The sequence below is a fragment of the Flavobacterium sp. FG68 genome (genome assembly GCF_057808895.1).
The window spans coordinates 1-17,859 of the sequence record NZ_JBMDIY010000057.1; the positions used below are offsets into that span (position 1 = coordinate 1).

At 31.6% G+C, this 17,859-nt stretch carries 16 protein-coding genes and 1 pseudogene; 11 read left to right on the forward strand and 6 right to left on the reverse strand.

Translation table 11 applies throughout. The annotated features are described in order from the left end of the window. Window positions 1–388: 388 nt before the first annotated feature. The 3 genes from ACODSB_RS23430 to ACODSB_RS23440 all read left to right on the forward strand — a co-directional run bounded on the left by ACODSB_RS23430 (window position 389) and on the right by ACODSB_RS23440 (window position 2,335). Window positions 389–745 (forward strand): T9SS type A sorting domain-containing protein, encoded by a 357-nt coding sequence (locus tag ACODSB_RS23430; RefSeq protein WP_053474114.1) that lies wholly within the window; start codon window positions 389–391, stop codon window positions 743–745. Window positions 746–1,173: 428 nt separating this feature from the next. Continuing rightward, window positions 1,174–1,575, forward strand: a complete 402-nt coding sequence (locus tag ACODSB_RS23435) for a T9SS type A sorting domain-containing protein (RefSeq protein WP_053474115.1) — start codon at window positions 1,174–1,176, stop codon at window positions 1,573–1,575. Between the two features lie 373 nt (window positions 1,576–1,948). Beyond that, window positions 1,949–2,335 (forward strand): T9SS type A sorting domain-containing protein, encoded by a 387-nt coding sequence (locus tag ACODSB_RS23440; RefSeq protein ID WP_053474117.1) that lies wholly within the window; start codon window positions 1,949–1,951, stop codon window positions 2,333–2,335. Window positions 2,336–2,418: 83 nt separating this feature from the next. Here ACODSB_RS23440 and ACODSB_RS23445 read toward each other — a convergent pair whose 3' ends face one another. After that, window positions 2,419–3,018 carry a hypothetical protein gene (locus ACODSB_RS23445; protein ID WP_488938810.1) on the reverse strand — a complete coding sequence of 200 codons (600 nt, stop codon included), beginning with the start codon at window positions 3,016–3,018 and terminating at the stop codon, window positions 2,419–2,421. A gap of 71 nt (window positions 3,019–3,089) precedes the next feature. Then, window positions 3,090–3,505 (reverse strand): annotated as a pseudogene (locus tag ACODSB_RS23450) (helix-turn-helix domain-containing protein). 202 nt (window positions 3,506–3,707) lie between these two features. Here ACODSB_RS23450 and ACODSB_RS23455 point away from each other — a divergent pair. Next, complete coding sequence (locus tag ACODSB_RS23455) at window positions 3,708–4,025, forward strand: hypothetical protein (RefSeq protein WP_488938811.1); 318 nt, start codon at window positions 3,708–3,710, stop codon at window positions 4,023–4,025. Between the two features lie 87 nt (window positions 4,026–4,112). Beyond that, window positions 4,113–4,454: a hypothetical protein gene (locus ACODSB_RS23460; protein ID WP_488938812.1), complete on the forward strand. Its 342-nt coding sequence runs from the start codon at window positions 4,113–4,115 to the stop codon at window positions 4,452–4,454. Between the two features lie 514 nt (window positions 4,455–4,968). Here ACODSB_RS23460 and ACODSB_RS23465 read toward each other — a convergent pair. From ACODSB_RS23465 to ACODSB_RS23480, 4 genes are all read right to left on the reverse strand, one after another. Further along, window positions 4,969–5,316: a hypothetical protein gene (locus tag ACODSB_RS23465; RefSeq protein WP_488938813.1), complete on the reverse strand. Its 348-nt coding sequence runs from the start codon at window positions 5,314–5,316 to the stop codon at window positions 4,969–4,971. 15 nt (window positions 5,317–5,331) lie between these two features. Further along, a complete protein-coding gene (locus ACODSB_RS23470; RefSeq protein ID WP_488938814.1) occupies window positions 5,332–5,598 on the reverse strand; it encodes a hypothetical protein in 267 nt (88 codons plus the stop codon). Window positions 5,599–5,829: 231 nt separating this feature from the next. Continuing rightward, window positions 5,830–7,569: a hypothetical protein gene (locus ACODSB_RS23475; RefSeq protein ID WP_488938815.1), complete on the reverse strand. Its 1,740-nt coding sequence runs from the start codon at window positions 7,567–7,569 to the stop codon at window positions 5,830–5,832. Window positions 7,570–7,729: 160 nt separating this feature from the next. Then, the gene (locus tag ACODSB_RS23480) at window positions 7,730–11,170 is read right to left on the reverse strand and encodes a methylmalonyl-CoA mutase family protein (RefSeq protein ID WP_488938816.1); all 3,441 of its coding nucleotides are present in this window, start codon (window positions 11,168–11,170) and stop codon (window positions 7,730–7,732) included. 294 nt (window positions 11,171–11,464) lie between these two features. Between ACODSB_RS23480 and ACODSB_RS23485 the strand changes: the two genes are divergently transcribed. From ACODSB_RS23485 to purU, 6 genes are all read left to right on the forward strand, one after another. Then, window positions 11,465–13,072, forward strand: coding sequence for a L,D-transpeptidase family protein (locus tag ACODSB_RS23485; RefSeq protein WP_488938817.1), 1,608 nt, complete (start codon window positions 11,465–11,467; stop codon window positions 13,070–13,072). Between the two features lie 177 nt (window positions 13,073–13,249). Continuing rightward, window positions 13,250–13,591, forward strand: a complete 342-nt coding sequence (locus ACODSB_RS23490; RefSeq protein WP_488938818.1) for a hypothetical protein — start codon at window positions 13,250–13,252, stop codon at window positions 13,589–13,591. Window positions 13,592–13,939: 348 nt separating this feature from the next. Next, window positions 13,940–14,809: an SGNH/GDSL hydrolase family protein gene (locus tag ACODSB_RS23495; protein WP_488938819.1), complete on the forward strand. Its 870-nt coding sequence runs from the start codon at window positions 13,940–13,942 to the stop codon at window positions 14,807–14,809. Between the two features lie 115 nt (window positions 14,810–14,924). Beyond that, entirely contained in the window at window positions 14,925–15,341 is a 417-nt protein-coding gene (locus ACODSB_RS23500; RefSeq protein WP_488938820.1) for a cytochrome c oxidase assembly factor Coa1 family protein, read from the forward strand. A 180-nt stretch (window positions 15,342–15,521) separates the two neighbouring features. Then, on the forward strand, window positions 15,522–16,241 hold the full coding sequence (locus ACODSB_RS23505) for a DUF4197 domain-containing protein (RefSeq protein WP_053474130.1): 720 nt from the start codon (window positions 15,522–15,524) through the stop codon (window positions 16,239–16,241). Between the two features lie 95 nt (window positions 16,242–16,336). After that, window positions 16,337–17,191: a formyltetrahydrofolate deformylase gene (purU, locus tag ACODSB_RS23510; protein ID WP_053474131.1), complete on the forward strand. Its 855-nt coding sequence runs from the start codon at window positions 16,337–16,339 to the stop codon at window positions 17,189–17,191. The last annotated feature ends 668 nt before the right edge of the window (window positions 17,192–17,859 follow it).

Genomic DNA, 17,859 nt, shown 5'->3' on the forward strand with positions numbered 1-17,859 from the left:
CCACGGGAACATATAGTTGATATTGTATTGTGGCTTCATTACGTTCCCCGTGGTTTCAACCACGGAAACACAAAATCCATAATGCAGATTTTAGAGTTAGATTTTTTGCGCAAGTTTTGAAAAAAACTCAGAACCTTAGTATCTCAGAATCTCAGCATCTTTAAAAAAAACCTTTGCCTCTTTGAACCTCTGCAACTTTTCCCAAAATCTTTGAAAAATAATAGCTGAATTAACGAAAACGATAAAAATAATTCAAATTTTAACCTATAACGGTTTCGTAAATGAGAATACAGCATCGAAATTGGAAAATAGAGTTGATATAAAACATATATATCTAAAGTAATTTTACATCAGAGAATTAGAGATAATAACATCAAAAACAAATACCATGAAAAAGAATTTAAAATTGAGTTTAGTATGTGCTGTACTTTTATCAGGATTAAGTACTTATGCAATTGACGGAAATAACGCTTTTAATCTACACGTATTAAGAGCTAACGGAAAACTAATCACTTTTGCTTTAAACCAAACTCAAAAAGCAAGTATTAGTATATATGACAAAAACAATAATTTAATTTATTCTGAAAATGCTTCTGGTAAAGACGGAATCTTGAGAACTTTTAGTTTAGAAGAATTTCCAACCGGAACTTACTTTTTAGAAATCGAAGACAACTTCAAAAAAGCAAGACACGAAATCACAGTTACAAGTGAAAAAACAGTTTTGTCTACAAAATCAATTAATTAAGCAGATTTCTGCAAAAAATATAGTGTTGCCCCAAATACACTTAAAAATTTATACTCGCATACAGTATAAAAATGAGGTTAGATAGTTAGTAAAGTTAGAAAACGTAAGTTTTAAAACAGCTCTTTGTGGTTATTGAGCTGTTTTTTTTTGCTCTTTACTTTTTGGTAAAACCTACTTTACAATTCCCTTCTTTACAACTTCGTTTATTATCAAAATGTAAGAAAAAAGTAAAATCAAATATTTACAAAAACGTTGAAAAATAATAACCGAATTAACAAAAACGATATAAATAATTCAAACTTTAACCTATAACGGTTTCGTAAATGAGAATACAGCATCGAAATTGGAAAACAGAGTTGTTAAAAAAACTGGATTTCTGTAATACTTTTACATCAGAGAATTAAACTAATAATTTAAAACTAACAGTTATGAAAAAGATTTTAAAATTGAGTTTAGTATGTGCAGTACTTTTTACAGGAAGTACATATGCAATTGATGGAAATGAAGACTTTAATCTTCATGTAATAAAAGCTAACGGAAAGCTGATCACATTTGCGATCAACAAATTGCAAAAAGCAACCCTGGCAATTTATGACAAAGACGGAAATCTAATTTATTCTGAAACTGCTTCAGGTAAAGATGGAATACTAAGAACTTTTAGCTTAGAAGAATTTCCAGAGGGAACTTACTTTTTAGAAGCAGAAGACAATGTGAAAAAAGTTAGACACGAAATTACAATTACAGACGATACAACTGTATTATCTGCAAAAGCAGTTTCATCTGTTTATAAAACAGTTTCAGAAAAAAATACACGCGTAGCAGTGCGCTAAAAAAGGTATACTTATTGTAAGTATAAAAAATAGGTTAGATAGTTAGTAAAAGTTAAAAAACGTAAGTTTTAGAAACAGCTCTTTGTGGTTATTGAGCTGTTTTTTTATGTTAAATTTTTCGGTTTTTGAAAAAATTGAAAATTTTTGAAAAATTATTCTTAATAATTGTATGTATCTGGTTTTTATAGCATTAAAAAAATTCATTTTTTTAAAAACCTCAAGCCCCGTATTTACGTACATAGCGTAGACAAAACACAGAAATAGTTTTAATTCAGCATTTTAAGTATTAAAAAACATGATTTTTTTGCGGAAAATTAAATTTGTATTTGTAGTTTTGGACGTTCCACATTTAGTAATAAAACTTTAAAAAAACATGACAAAATTTACCAAAACCGGTCTTGTTGCAGCCTTCTTTTTTGCAACTCTTTTTTCTTACGCCATTGATGGAAAAGGCGATTACATTTTAAACATTCAAACTGGAAACGGAAAAGTAGTTAGCTTTACTTTAGACACCTTTGAAAAATCATCTTTTTCTATCTATGACGAAAATCACAATTTACTTTATGCGGGAGATTCTGCAGCAAACAAATTAGAAGTTTCGAAAACAATAAGTTTAGAAGGTTTACCAGCCGGAACTTATGTGTTAGAGGTTAAAGCAAACGAAAAAGTTGCTAAACACGAAATTAAGGTTGTTGCAAAAAAGGCAAAAACTGTTAAGTTAGACGAATCTGTGAACCATAGTCCAGGATTTCGTCGTTAAACCACTTTTTTTGCCCCACAAAAAAAATGAAAGCAGCTCTATAAGATGGAGCTGCTTTTTTTTATTTAAAAATTGAAATGAAATTAATTCCCTGGCGGAGGATGACCGTCATTCCATTCTAAAGTTATAATCTTAGATGCATATTCTCCCATATTATCAAAACAATGTAACAAAATTGCTGAACCTCCATCTTGTTTTACAATTTCTTCTACCTTTTTAAAAGAGTACTCATAACCTTCATCATCCAATGCTCCAAGATCAAAAACTATATCTTTCGTTTTTGAAAGAGCTGCATATAAGGTTAACAACTTTTTAGGCGTTCCTGGAATTATCTCTAATTTTGTTTCAGGTGTTATCCATTTCCCTTTATATTCAAATATTTTTCTAGATAACGGACTCTTAAGATCTGCATTTTTTTTAAGATACCGTTTTACCGTTAAAGGAAAAAAAGTATCCCTAAAATATGATCTTCTAAAATAATCAACAAAGGTCATTTTTCTATATAAAGTAACATTTTCATGTTTTCTATTGCCACAAAAAATATCCCTGAGAAATACTTCGGTATCATATAAATGTTTCCCGTTGTACAAATACAAAACAATCATTTCACCTTCATATAAAACAAAAGGCGGTATATAAAAAGTGTCTGTTTTTATTCCTTTATTTTCTAATACTATTTTCAACAATTAGATAGTTTTTTCTTTAAATGAGAAAAGCATTCGCTGTGGCGAATGCTTTTATTTCTATTCAATTACTATTTCTCTTTTAGCAATTTCTCTAAATATTCGATTTTCTCTTTTCTGACTGAAGCAAACGTTCGTAAAGATTTTTATTTTCTTCTACAGTTTCCATTAATTTATCTAATGGATTGAAAGTGCAATTATTACTATTTCCGAAATTTACTTGGCTATCTTTTGTATCTGTAAAAGTATTGAAATAATTAATCATCCCTTCTTCTGAAAAACTTTTAATGGCTTCAACTGTTACACCAAGAGCTTTTGCTACTTCAATAAGTCTTTCTTCTTCTATTGTTTCGCTGTTTTCAATAGCCGAAATTGTTTGCTGACTTATTCCCAAAGCCTGCGCCAAAGCTTCCTGTTTCATATCACGAAGTTCACGAATACGGCTTATTTTTCGCCCTATATGATTTGGTTTTGTTAGTGTGCTCATAATTCAAAGATAATAATTAAGTGTGAAAACTTCCACGGGTAACTAACTTATTTAGTACAGTACGATACCAGCAGAAATGGTTTGGTAAAATACAATGTATTTCTTCCTTCGCCGAATCAAACAAAAGTACAATTTTTCTTATAATAAATTTATAAAAGCCAAATTGTAAAGTAATTATCTAACACAACTAAATACACGCCTTATGGAAACAAATGAAATCGAAATTGTAAAAAACCTAAAAAGATTAACTGCCCTGCATTTCCGAACTCTAAAACCCGCAAATGACGAATCTAAAACTTATATCGCTCAAATTGAAGTTTTAAATTATCTCGAATTAGGCAGCGTTATTACCGATATGCTAAAATTATGCATTCTCGCACTCGATCACGATATGCATAATGTTCCAGAAAAGAAAAATCAAGCTATTAATGTGAGTTTAATTTTAGAAACTGTTTTGCAGATGTTTCCTTTGAGTGAAATGGAGTTTTTGAGTTGTGTTGGGGAAATGGTTGATGAATGATCTTATTTTTTTACTTTTAAAGCTGAAAAGCTTTTGGTGATATAAATGTCCCTCGTAAAACTTAAAAGCGCATTAAATATAAAATTCATGGATTATAATACCAAAGAACTTTTTCATTATTTAAATCAATCTATATCAAATAATGTAACTTATAAAGAGTTATCAAATCTATGCTTAACATTATTTTGTACCTGTAGCATTTTGCCTGAAAGGTTTGAAACAACAATAATTAATAAAGAAAAATTAGCCATAATATTTTCAGAAATTGCAAAAGAGAAAAATATTGTTTCGTATCCATCAACCGCTTCATTTTACGGAGCTTCATTTCATGACACTCATAGTGAAGGACATTGGTTAGAAGTAATGGCAAGCGTATTGAAATTAGCAAGAGAACCTAATATAGAAGAAGCTAAAAAATTATTGGTATAACTTTCTCTTTGCTGTCACGAGCTAATAGATTTTGATTACGCAATTTCTTTTCATGATGGATTAAATCCATCATTACAATATGCTTCGTTCCTTCGGAACTTTTTATAGAAGTTCTTTAACCACAATATTGTCATTTCGACGGAGGAGAAATCGCACTAGTAATTCTGCAAAGATTGGCGATTTGTATTGTCGAGCTTCTAGTGCGATTTCTCCCTTCGGTCGAAATGACAAACTTCATGGAATTTTATTGTTTTGCTGGTGTGAGCAAATGGAATTAATTACGGAATTTCTTTGTCATGATGGATTAAAATCCATCTCTACAATATGCTTCGTTCCTTCGGAACTTTTTATAGAACTTTATTAAAAATAACCGCAATATTGTCATTTCGACGGAGGAGAAATCTTCACGAGAAGCTCGACAATGTTAATCTTCTGCTGGCGCGAGCGTCTCGCTCGTGCATTTCTTTGCGTTCACGAGCGGGACGCTCGCGCTAGCGGGGGGTACTTTTTTTACTCATTTTAGTATATTCAAGTGACTATCTTTTGGAGAAGTGCCGTGGTCAACAATTTTGACAGTTGTGTTTTCTGTAAATAAATCATAATGAAAACATATACATCGTAAACCTTCTCTAAAAGCGATAATATCTACTGGATAATCTTCAAATCTAGCTTGAATTTCTCTATTTAAAACATCACCTTTAGGAGCGGATTTACTTTCCTTCGAAAAACTACAGCTAAATGACCAAGCTGATAAATAATCCTTTATTTTTTTCGAAATCGATAGACAGATTTGATGGTCAGTAGACTTTATGACAATTGAAAAGTGGTACGAAAGTATGCCATTGTAGTATAAGTTTTCCATAAGTATTTTTGGTAATTATTCGATTTCAATATCCAAACCGTCTTCAAACAGATTTGCTCCATTTGGTTTGCCTGTAAATTTTATATCTTCAATATCAAATCTTCCAACCGTTCCATTTCCTATTTCAACAATTGCGTAAACTTTACTATACTCGCCATCACGATTTTGCTCCCAACAATGAAAAGTTCCTATTTCCCATTTAGCTTCAACTTGTACATTCTCATTATTCATTAGGTAATTTTTTGCATGTGCTGTTCTTACTTCGACTTGTCTTGTTTCCATTTTCTGTTTTTTTTATTTTATTTACGTTAAATTTTATATGTGATAGTTGGTAAAATATCACACACATTCTGGTACTACGACGGGTTTAGGACTAAATCAAGTCCATAATTCAGATTTGCCGAATCATTCAAATACAAAATAAACTTCCCGCTCGTGTACATCTACTGAATTTCAATTTTGTTATATAAACTTTGGGTTCTCGAGCGGGACGCTGTGCCAACAGGTAAAAGCCTATTCCTCTAGCCATTTTAAACCTTTTATTCTATTAGCAATTAATCCTTCTTTAATTTTAGCATGCAAAACATGGTCAAAAGTTCTTAAGAAATTATATCGATTAAAATTAGCCTTATTATTATAATTAGACATTAGAAGATATGTATCTAGAATTTTGAAAAAATTGTTTTTTTTATCTATTAAACTTTGTTCCATATCCTGTAAATGACTTACATTCATTATACACAAATCTTTAATATTATGTTCTTTTACTTTTTTATTAATTCCCTCTTTTTCTAATAATTCATTAAATTTTCTTTTAAAAACAAATGAAGCTAAAGATGAGCTAAATATGGGATCATTAACAATTAATATTGGGTAAAGCTGAACTTTCCGATTTGAATTAAATTTATCATCTGCAATATGATTTTTATACAAATGAAATTTTTTAATAGTTTTGGAAACAAGTTGAACTAAACCATAATCATCATAAAATTCTTCTAAATTTAATTTTCTAAAATCATCAATTGTGGAAACCGTTTTATATCCATTAATAATCGCTAGATATGAACTTTTTGCTTCGATTAATGCAACATTTTGTTTTTCACGAATATAAAAATCTGCATATTCAATTGGTCTACCCTCTATCTTAAATTTTAATTCATCGGTAGATCTGAAAATAAATTCTGGAGTATTTGAAAATGACTCCAGAAAAATTTCGCATAAAAAAGGTTCGTAAAAATCTGTGCCTATAAAACTTCCCCAATCTTTCCTTGTACAAATCTCATTAGGCTTTAAATAATCAAACCAAAAATCATTTATTAATAGTGAATATGCCTTTTCTAAAAAAAATCCATCGTCAAGTATAAGATATCCAATAGTATCTTTTTCGTCTTTCATCCTTCCTTTAAATAAAGGGCTTTTTTTAATCCGTGAGAAATCAAAAACCTCTAAATTGTCTTTTTCCAAAACTTTAAATTCACGATCAGCACTAAAAGCATCAAGTACTTTAATTGTGTCCAGTTCACTTTTTAAAACATTAAGATATCTTAATTTTAAAGTCTCATCATAACTTTTTATATAGGCCCAAAAAATATTCTTTAAAAATGCATCTGCGTTTTCAACTTTATAATACCAGGTTAGATAATTTTTAAAATGGTTCGAAAAAATATGATGATTTTCAATTTTATGCAATAGAAACCATGATTTATAGAAAACATTAATCGAGTTAGAACATTCATTGTATTGATTGTGATGCAATTCTCGGAACATAAAAAACTCAAAAAAATCATTTCCAAGTTGTTCATAACCTTCTTTTTTATAATTGCTATCTCCTTTTAAAATTTGATTATTAGCAATTAATAAGAATTTGAATATTCTTTCTCTGTTATCAAAATTGTATTCCGGCGTTTCTTTCGCGAAACCATTAAAATTCAAAATTTCTTGTAAAGCATACAAACAAGTTACTCTAGAAAATAAGTTATTATTAGAAGGTGTAATAATATATTTATTAATTATTGATAAGCAAAATGATTGCTCAATATGATTTTCATTGTCTAGAAAAATTGTTCTCAAACAATTGATTTGTGTATCTCTTGAATCATCAAAATGACTTACTCCTAGAGGTTTTAGCCTTGTATTGATCGCAACAATAGTAGCGATAAGTTCTTCTTTTGGAATATCTATTATAAGCTCAATTGGGTTATCTGGAATTGGTGCGGTATAAAAATCTGAATATTTAATTAAATTACCCAACATATAATAGTATTTTTATTTTTTCCTAAGCTAATATATACAAACATTTTCTTATAAAATTAAGGAAACCCGTAAAGTGCTAAATATTTTCCAATTATAGTAAACAAAAAAACCTCTCAAAAATCTTGAGAGGTTTTTCCATATCATTAAAAAATAAAAAAATCTACATATTCCTTCTATACTGCCCGCCCACTTCAAACAATGCCGAAGTAATCTGACCTAAAGAACAAACCTTTGTAGCTTCCATTAAATGATCGAATAAATTTTCGTTTTTAATAGCCGCTTGCTGTAAATTATTTAAATGCTCATTAACTTTTGCTTCGTGAAATTGATGCAGGTTATCCAACATCGTAATTTGATATTGTTTTTCTTCTTCGGTTGCGCGAATAACCTCAGCCGGAATTACCGTTGGAGAACCTTTTGAACTCAGGAAAGTATTCACACCCACAATTGGGAAATCTCCGTTGTGTTTCAAAGTTTCATAATACAAACTTTCTTCCTGAATTTTAGATCTTTGGTACATCGTTTCCATTGCGCCAAGAACTCCGCCGCGTTCTGTAATTCTGTCGAATTCTTGTAAAACTGCTGCTTCTACTAAATCGGTTAATTCTTCTATGATGAACGAACCTTGAATTGGATTTTCGTTTTTCGCTAAACCTAATTCTTTATTAATAATCAACTGAATCGCCATGGCACGACGTACAGATTCTTCTGTAGGCGTTGTAATTGCTTCGTCGTAAGCATTGGTATGCAATGAATTACAGTTATCATAAATAGCATATAAAGCCTGTAAAGTCGTTCTAATATCATTAAAATCAATTTCCTGTGCGTGTAACGAACGTCCCGAAGTTTGAATGTGATATTTCAACATTTGTGCTCTTTCGTTGGCTCCGTATTTGTTTTTCATGGCTTTCGCCCAAATTTTACGCGCCACACGACCAATTACTGAATATTCAGGATCAACTCCGTTGGAGAAGAAGAACGATAAATTTGGTCCAAAATCGTTGATGTTCATTCCGCGGCTCAAATAATATTCCACGTAAGTGAAACCATTTGAAAGCGTAAAAGCCAATTGCGTAATTGGGTTTGCGCCCGCCTCGGCAATATGATATCCTGAAATCGAAACCGAATAGAAATTACGAACGTTTTTAGTAATAAAATATTCCTGAACGTCGCCCATTAATCGCAAAGCAAATTCGGTTGAGAAAATACAAGTATTCTGTGCTTGATCTTCTTTTAAAATATCGGCCTGAACCGTTCCACGAACTTGTGATAACGTTTTGACTTTTATTTCATTATAAACTTCCAAAGGTAAAACCTGATCTCCGGTAACGCCCAAAAGCATTAATCCTAAACCGTTGTTTCCTTCTGGTAAATCGCCTTGGTATTTTGGTCTTTCAATACCTTTTCCAGCATATATTTTGTTGATTTTTGCCTCAACTTCTTTTTCTAATTCATTGGCTTTAATATACAATTCGCATTGCTGATCGATTGCCGCATTCATAAAAAAGCCTAAAAGCATTGGCGCAGGCCCGTTAATTGTCATACTAACCGAAGTTAAAGCATGAACCAAATCAAAACCTGAATACAGCTTTTTAGCATCATCTAAACAACAAATAGAAACTCCCGCATTTCCAATTTTCCCGTAAATATCCGGACGCAAATCTGGATCGTTTCCGTATAAAGTTACACTGTCAAAAGCAGTAGAAAGTCGTTTTGCCGGCAATCCCGCACTTACATAATGAAAACGTTTATTGGTTCTTTCTGGTCCGCCCTCGCCCGCAAACATTCTCGACGGATCTTCGCCTTCACGTTTAAACGGATATAATCCCGAAGCAAAAGGAAATTCTCCGGGAACATTTTCCTGTAAATTCCAACGGAGGATATCGCCCCACGCTTCATATTTAGGTAAAGCAATTTTCGGAATCTGTAAATGGGATAAACTTTCAGAATGCGTTGCAATCTTGATTTCTTTATCACGAACTTTAAACGAGTAAACCGGATTTTTGTATTTCGCCACTTTTTCATCCCAATTCAGGATAATTTCCCAATTGTACGGATCTAAATCCATTTTTACTTTATCAAACTGATTCAGTAAAAGATTTAAAAAGATTCTGTTTTCGTCATGTGGCTGAGCTGCACTTGGTAAAACAGTCGAATCATCGATCCCAGCTTTATTAATTTGTGGCACTTTTCCAGAAACCGATTCTATCGTTTTGAAAATTCCGTACAATTTCTGCGCTACTTTTTGCTGCGAAAGTGCGATTTCATCATAAGATCTGTTATTCTCTGCAATTTCAGATAAATAACGCGTTCTGTGTGGCGGAATCACGAAGATTTTCTCACTCATTTCTTTAGTGATTTCAAAAGTCGATTTCAATTCAGAATTCGTTTTTTCGACCACTTTATCCATAATCGCTTTATAAAGCGTGTTCATTCCCGGATCGTTAAACTGCGAAGCAATCGTTCCGAAAACAGGCATTTCATCTGGATTTTTATCCCACAAATTATGGTTGCGCTGGTATTGTTTTTTTACATCGCGCAAAGCATCAAGCGCACCACGTTTATCAAATTTGTTTAAAGCCACTAAATCGGCGAAATCAAGCATGTCGATTTTTTCCAATTGCGTTGCTGCTCCAAACTCAGGTGTCATTACATATAAGGATACATCAGAATGATCCATAATCTCGGTGTCAGATTGTCCAATTCCCGAAGTTTCCAGAATAATCAAATCGTATTTTGCGGCTTTTAAAACCTGAATCGCTTCGGCAACATATTTAGATAAAGCCAAATTCGACTGACGTGTCGCCAGCGAACGCATATATACACGAGGATTATTAATGGCATTCATACGGATTCTGTCTCCTAAAAGTGCTCCTCCGGTTTTTCTCTTAGAAGGATCCACAGAAATCAATCCGATTGTTTTTTCAGGAAAATCAATTAAAAAACGACGAACTAATTCATCAACCAAAGATGATTTTCCGGCTCCACCCGTTCCCGTAATTCCTAAAACCGGAATTATAGAATTGGTATTACTTTCGTGAATTTTATCAAAAACAGGTTTTGCAATTTCAGGGAAATTCTCGGCTGCCGAAATCAAACGTGCAATTGCCGTGGGAACTTTATTTTCGATATGATCGATTTCTCCGTTTAATTTATCTCCAATAGGAAAATCAGACTGCTGTACCAAATCATTAATCATTCCCTGAAGTCCTAACGAACGGCCGTCATCTGGAGCATAAATTCGGGTAATTCCATATTCATGTAATTCTGAAATTTCGCTTGGCAGAATTACGCCGCCGCCGCCGCCAAAAATTTTAATGTGCCCCGCTCCCTTTTCATGAAGCAAGTCATACATATATTTAAAGTATTCGTTGTGCCCGCCCTGGTAAGATGTCATGGCAATGGCATTGGCATCTTCCTGGATTGCTGTATTCACCACTTCCTCTACACTTCTGTCATGTCCAAGGTGAATTACCTCAACTCCTGTTGACTGAATTATACGACGCATTATGTTTATTGCTGCATCATGGCCGTCAAAAAGCGAAGCAGCGGTTACAATTCTTACTTTATTTTTAGGAATATATGGTATTTGTTGTTCCATTTTATGAATATGATAATTTAAAGGGAGCAATTTACAAAATATTTTAATATTTGATGGTGATCAAACCTTTATGTTTTTAAAAAATATATCGATTTCGTTAATAACTAAGGTAACAAACAGGCTAACCAGCTGATTTATACTATATAAACCTGTAACATGGCAATCTTGCAAAATCTAAATGTAATAAAGCAACTCATTATCAATAACCTAAAGTAATTTAGCAGTGTAGAAAAGGCCCCAAATTTTTACCCAGAACTTTCGAATCTAAGTAGTAACGTAAAAATTGAAATGAAAATGAAAACAACATATCCAGTAAGCATAATTTTAGCTCTTAGTTTCACTATATTATCTTTTGGAAAGCATAATAATAGTAATACCAGAGAAAACATAAGTTTGAATAAATCTTATCTAAATAACAATTCAGATACAAAAGTTGACAGTGAAGTATTGACTGATTTCTTTAAAAGGTATTCTGATCTAAAAAAATATCAAAACGAGGTTGTTTCCTTGTACAAAACAAGATCTTACGGATCAATTTGGTTTGAAGATGACAAAATCAATGAGTTTGGTAAAACCTTGTATGACAAATTAAATGATACTTATGAGGAAGGTTTAATTTTTGAACTTCCTTATAAATATGAAATTGATCAAATTTTCAAAAAAGGATCAAACGATAAACCATCAAAAGCAGACTCTGATATGCTTTTAACTTCTGCATACATTATATATATGAACCGTGTGTATGTTGGTTTAGATGCCGAAACTGCTAAAAAAACAGGATGGCTTCTTCCAAAAAAAGAAATATCTTATGATACTTTGTTAGATTCTCTAATGACTCAACCTACTTTATTAGAGAAAAATGACGAACTTCTTTTTAACCAATATTATAAATTGCAGGATGCTCTTAAAAAATACAGAGAAATAGAAAAAGCCGGTGTTTGGAAACCTATCGTTGCCGAATCTCCTTATAAAGATCTTAGACCTGACGCCAATACACCTACAATTGGACAAGTTAGAACGAGATTATTTATTTTGGGTGATTTAGATCATGACTCTAAAAGTAATTTTTATGATCGTGAATTAATGGATGGTGTAATGAAATATAAACTTAGAAATGGGTTTAAACCAAATTACATTTTATCTGCAGATCATATTAAAGAAATGAACATTCCGTTAAAAGACAAGATTAATACCTTGATGGTCAATATGGAAAGATGCCGTTGGATTTCTCCAAAAATTCTAAAAGACAAAGAATATATTATTGTAAATATTCCTTCTTTTGAATTAGTATATGTAAAAAACGGAAAACCGGAACTTACTTCTAAAGTTTTTGTGGGATCTGCGGTAACTAAAACAACCATATTTAACGGAAATATTGATAAAATTGTTTTCAGCCCATACTGGACAGTTCCTCAAAGTATTGTCGATAATGAATTGAAAATGAAAATGGCTGCCGATCCTAATTATCTAACAGAGAAAAATATGGAGATAGTGAATGGTCAGGTTAGACAAAAACCAGGTCCTAACAACTCTCTTGGATTAGTGAAATTTATTTTCCCAAATCCTGAAGATATTTACATGCACGATACTCCTGCAAAATCATTATTTGATTTTGAAAGAAGAACTTTTAGCCACGGTTGTATTAACGTAAACAAAGCAAAAGAGTTAGCTATTGCCATGCTTAAAGATTATCCGGAATGGACAACAGAAAAAATCAATAAAGCAATGGAAGGAAAAACGGAAAGTACATTTAAACTGCCAAATAAAGTGCCTATTTACATCACTTATTTTACTTCATGGGTACATGATTCCGGAGAAATCAGTTTTTATCAGGATGTTTATGAAAAAGATTCAGAATTAAATAATTTCTTATTTCCAGTTGATGGCGTAGCTTCAAACTAAATAGCAATTATAAATAAAATAAAATCGGGAATTCACTTCAATGAATTCCCGATTTCTATTTTCAAAAATAACCTAACTTATTAATCTTAAAACTTTTAAGTCTAAAAATATTTTGATTTCTGTCGCAACTTTGCAGTGTAATACTACCACTAATATTAATTGCAAAATCAATTTATCATGAAAACAGAAAATATCGATGGATTAACACTATTTGAAATAAATTTATTAATTCAGCAAGGAGCAAGATTTATAATGTTTCCTAATATGATGAGCAAATCTAAAAGTTCAACTATTTATTTTGTTCGTCCCGAAGAAAAAACTTTTAAGTATGCCATAAAACATTTTTTTAAGAATATAGCAAATTGCTGGCATACAATACCTTTTAGACCACTTTATCTTTCTAAATCTTTATTTTATTTAGCAATTGGCGGTCAAAATTACACTCACGCAGTACTGGCAGATTTAAAAACTATTAATCCTGTCTACAACCCAAACCTATACTGCTTACAATACGTTTAAACTGCCTTTTTTGTCCCTAAAAAACTAAGTTATATAATTTGTTACGGTAAACCAAATCCTATCCAGACACTCAGGCAAACCCTACTAAGCTTGAAAAAAAATGTCTTTTAGTAATTCGTTTATCAAAACAAAAATTAAATCATCTTATAAATTTTATGAGGTGATTTTTTTTTAAATAGAACTTTTGAAAATTTCCTGATTCTTCTATAGCAATAAAACTATATATAGATTTTGTTGAAAGTAATACCCTCATTTTTTTGTCTTAAAATACTATTTTAAAATCATCTTGAGGCTTATATGATGATAGATTAAACAGAGATTTGCAGATTCCAAATCATCCATTTATAAATGAAAAAATACGTTTTAATTTTTAGTTTTATTATAGCAGCTTTACTTATTTCATGCAATAAATTCACCACTCAAGACGCGATTACATCTGATGGACTTAGCAATCCTAAACCACCAAAAGCTATAGGACCTCCACGTATATTATTTATAGGAAATAGCCAAATAGAATATTTTGTAAGTGCTCCTACGCTGTTTCAGGAATTATGCAATTTTAATAATAAACATATAAATGTCCAACAATTGGTAACAATGGGAGTTTCACTAGATAAAGTTTATTATACTAATAAAACAGAAGCGAATCAAATTTTTTCTAATAGAGATAAGGATGGAAATTATTATGATTTTGTTGTGCTTCAGGAAGCGACACCAATTGCATTAACAGATCTTGAAAAGTATAGATCAAATTTAAAATTAATTGTAGAAAAAATACATAAAAATAGTCCGGATGTTGCCATATATGTCTATCAAAATATGTCTCCATTACCATATACAAATCCAGAATATGATGATTATTATAAGGAATTACAAAAAAATGCCGTTTTAGCTACCGCTTATATTAAAAATGCAGGTTTATTGAGGGTTGGCGATGCTGTTAAAGATGCTTATGAAGGTAAAAGCGGTTATAAATATTTAAGTTATAATAAAGATAATCTTCGTTATGGTAAAAATATACTTCACTTTACAAACGATGGAGGATTTTTACAGGCAGTTTTACTATACTCTGCTATATTTAATAAAACACCAATTATCCCTAAAAAACTTATTTTAAGCACTGGAACTGGAGATAAGGACAATATGAGAAAACAAGAAGTAGATAAAGTAATCAGTAATCCACAGGCCTTAGAAGAAATAGCTTTTAATAATCGTTAAACTAAAAAACAAAAAATCATCTTATAGCTTATAAGGTGATTTTTTTATTTTGTTTCATCTGAAAATTAATATCTTTCAGAAAATTAACCTAATCAACAAATTAACCTTTATTACTATGAATGACGATTATCAACCTCAAAAAAATTGGTGGGACAGAAACTGGAAATGGTTTGTGCCAACAGGATGTTTAGGCCTTTTAGTTCTTTTTGCTTTATTTATTGGCGGAATATTTTTTGGAGTAACATCGATGATGAAAGATTCTGATGCTTTTAAAGAATCGATGTCAGCTGTACAGCACAATAAAGTTGTAATCGAAAAGTTAGGAAACCCAATTGAAACTGACGGAATGATGTCTGGAAGTATAAGCACAAGCAACGATACCGGAAATTGTGATTTACAAATTCCTATAAAAGGCCCAAAAGGAAAAGCTACTTTATTTGTTGTTGCTACAAAAAGAGGAAAATGGAAATACGATCAAATGTCTGTTTATATTGAGAAAACAAAAGAAGAGATTGATTTATTGAAGAAATAGATTTTTTAAGTTTCTAAGAATCTAAGTTGCTGAGATGCTAAGTTTTTTTACTATTTGATTTTGTATTAAATTAAAATATTACGAATGTTAATAATTAAACAAAATGTTACGTGCCGTTAAATAAATTGTGGCTTTATTTTTGAATATGTAGTATTTTTGAACCTTAATAAACCCCAATAAATGAAAAAGATTTTTTTATTAGTCGTTACATTTTCTCTAACGTCATGTGCGCAGGTACAACAGACTCTAAATCAATTACCGCAAATATCTTCTCAGATTCCGGGAGTTGGCGGTGTTGATATCGCTTCTGGACTAAAAGAAGCCCTTAACAAAGGAATTACGCAACAAGTAAGTAAATTAACCGCAGTAGATGGTTTTTATAAAAATGAAGCCGTAAAAATTTTAATGCCCGAAGAATTACAAAAAGTAGATGCTACATTACGTAAAATTGGTCTTGGCTCGCTGGCCGATGAAGGAATAAAAGTTTTAAACCGCGCAGCCGAAGATGCTGTAAAAGAAGCAACACCTATATTTGTTTCGGCAGTTAAAAATATGTCGTTTACCGATGCTAAAAATATCTTATTAGGAAATGACAGTGCCGCAACTAGTTATTTACAAGGAACAACAACAACAGCTTTATACGGAAAATTTAATCCGGTAATTAAAAGCTCTTTTGAAAAAGTAGGTGCCGATGTTGTCTGGACAAAAATCATCAACAAATACAACACTATTCCGTTAGTGAAAAAAGTAAATCCTGATTTAACTGATTATACAACTAATCAGGCACTGGCAGGAGTTTTTAAAATGATTGCTGTAGAAGAAAAAGATATCCGTAATAATATCAGTGCAAGAACAACACCTTTATTAAAAAGCGTTTTTGCAATGCAGGACGGAAAATAATTTTTTAAGGTTCAAAGGCTCAAAGTTACAAAGGTAAAAAGCAGCTTTTGTCACTTTGAATCTTTGCAACTTTGTTACTAACCAAAATAAACTAAATGCAAAAAATAACCATTCTGATTCATTGCAAAGACCAAAAAAACATCATTGCATCAGTAACTACTTTTATTGCAAAAGTGGAAGGAAATATTACTTACATCGACCAGCATGTTGATGTGGAACAAAATGTATTTTTTATGCGATTGGAATGTGAATTTACCAATCCTAAAATTACCATTGAATCCTTAAAAGAAGAATTTAATAAAACTCTCGCTGTCGATTTTAAAATGTCATGGGATTTGTACAATCAGGAACAAAAACCAAAAATGGCATTGTTTGTTTCTAAATACGATCATTGTTTATTTGATATTTTAGGAAGATACAGCGCAGAAGAATTAAATATTGAAATTCCGGTTATTATAAGCAATCATAACGATTTGCGATCTGTTGCAGAACGTTTTGATATTCCGTTTCACTGTGTTCCTTTTACAAAAGACAACAAGGAAGAAGGTGAAGCAAAACAAATTGAGCTTTTAAAAAGGTATGATATCGATTTTATTGTTTTAGCGCGCTACATGCAGATTATTACTCCAAAATTAATTTCGCTTTACGAAAATAGGATTATCAATATTCACCATTCTTTTTTACCGGCTTTTCCGGGTGCAAAACCCTATCATTCTGCATTTAAACGCGGAGTAAAAATTATTGGTGCAACAAGCCATTATGTTACCGAAGAATTAGATGAAGGTCCAATTATCGAACAGGATATTGCGAGAGTTTCTCATATTCACTCTGTTGAAGATTTTATTATGAAAGGGCGTGACTTGGAACGTATTGTTTTGGCAAGAGCTATAAAGTTACATTCTGAACATAAAACAATGGTTTATAGTAATAAGACTGTGGTGTTTTCATAAGTTTTTTTAACGCAAAGAGCACAAAGGTTTTTCGCAAAGAGCGCAAAGGTTTTTGTATTGAAGTTTTACAAATATATTTGGAGATCGCAAAGGGTCTATATGTAGATTTTGCCCACGGATTTAACGGATAAAACAAGGTTTTCACTGGTTTGTTTTATTAAATTTTTAAACTAAATAATAACCCGATTGGATATTAAAATCGCATCGGGTTATTTTGTGCATATAAAACTGGACTGAAGTCCAGTTTACAAAGGTTTTGTGCATAGATTTTTGCTCACGGATTTAACGGATGAAACGGGGTTTCGCGGGTTTGTTTTTTACCTAAATAAGAACCCGATGGGATTTTAAAATCCCATCGGATTATTTTGTACATATAAAACTGGACTGAAGTCCAGCCCTACAATATGGATCGAGCCGAAGGCTCTTTTATAGTTCCGAAGGAACAAATTATATTGTAGAGCTGGACTTCAGTCCAGTTTACAAAAGTTTTATGCATAGATTTTTGCCCACGGATTTAACGTATAAAACGAGGTTTCGCGGGTTTGTTTTTTTAACCTTTGAACCAAATAATAACCCGATGGGATTTAAAAACCCATCGGGTTATTTTGTACATATAAAACTGGACTGAAGTCCAGCCCTACAATATGGATCGAGCCGAAGGCTCTTTT

Coding starts and splice junctions, on each gene's coding strand:
- ACODSB_RS23430 (WP_053474114.1), top strand. CDS start 389: ATGAAAAAGAATTTAAAATTGAGTTTAGTATGTGCTGTACTTTTATCA.
- ACODSB_RS23435 (WP_053474115.1), top strand. CDS start 1,174: ATGAAAAAGATTTTAAAATTGAGTTTAGTATGTGCAGTACTTTTTACA.
- ACODSB_RS23440 (WP_053474117.1), top strand. CDS start 1,949: ATGACAAAATTTACCAAAACCGGTCTTGTTGCAGCCTTCTTTTTTGCA.
- ACODSB_RS23455 (WP_488938811.1), top strand. CDS start 3,708: ATGGAAACAAATGAAATCGAAATTGTAAAAAACCTAAAAAGATTAACT.
- ACODSB_RS23460 (WP_488938812.1), top strand. CDS start 4,113: ATGGATTATAATACCAAAGAACTTTTTCATTATTTAAATCAATCTATA.
- ACODSB_RS23465 (WP_488938813.1), bottom strand. CDS start 5,316: ATGGAAAACTTATACTACAATGGCATACTTTCGTACCACTTTTCAATT.
- ACODSB_RS23470 (WP_488938814.1), bottom strand. CDS start 5,598: ATGGAAACAAGACAAGTCGAAGTAAGAACAGCACATGCAAAAAATTAC.
- ACODSB_RS23475 (WP_488938815.1), bottom strand. CDS start 7,569: ATGTTGGGTAATTTAATTAAATATTCAGATTTTTATACCGCACCAATT.
- ACODSB_RS23480 (WP_488938816.1), bottom strand. CDS start 11,170: ATGGAACAACAAATACCATATATTCCTAAAAATAAAGTAAGAATTGTA.
- ACODSB_RS23485 (WP_488938817.1), top strand. CDS start 11,465: ATGAAAACAACATATCCAGTAAGCATAATTTTAGCTCTTAGTTTCACT.
- ACODSB_RS23490 (WP_488938818.1), top strand. CDS start 13,250: ATGAAAACAGAAAATATCGATGGATTAACACTATTTGAAATAAATTTA.
- ACODSB_RS23495 (WP_488938819.1), top strand. CDS start 13,940: ATGAAAAAATACGTTTTAATTTTTAGTTTTATTATAGCAGCTTTACTT.
- ACODSB_RS23500 (WP_488938820.1), top strand. CDS start 14,925: ATGAATGACGATTATCAACCTCAAAAAAATTGGTGGGACAGAAACTGG.
- ACODSB_RS23505 (WP_053474130.1), top strand. CDS start 15,522: ATGAAAAAGATTTTTTTATTAGTCGTTACATTTTCTCTAACGTCATGT.
- purU (WP_053474131.1), top strand. CDS start 16,337: ATGCAAAAAATAACCATTCTGATTCATTGCAAAGACCAAAAAAACATC.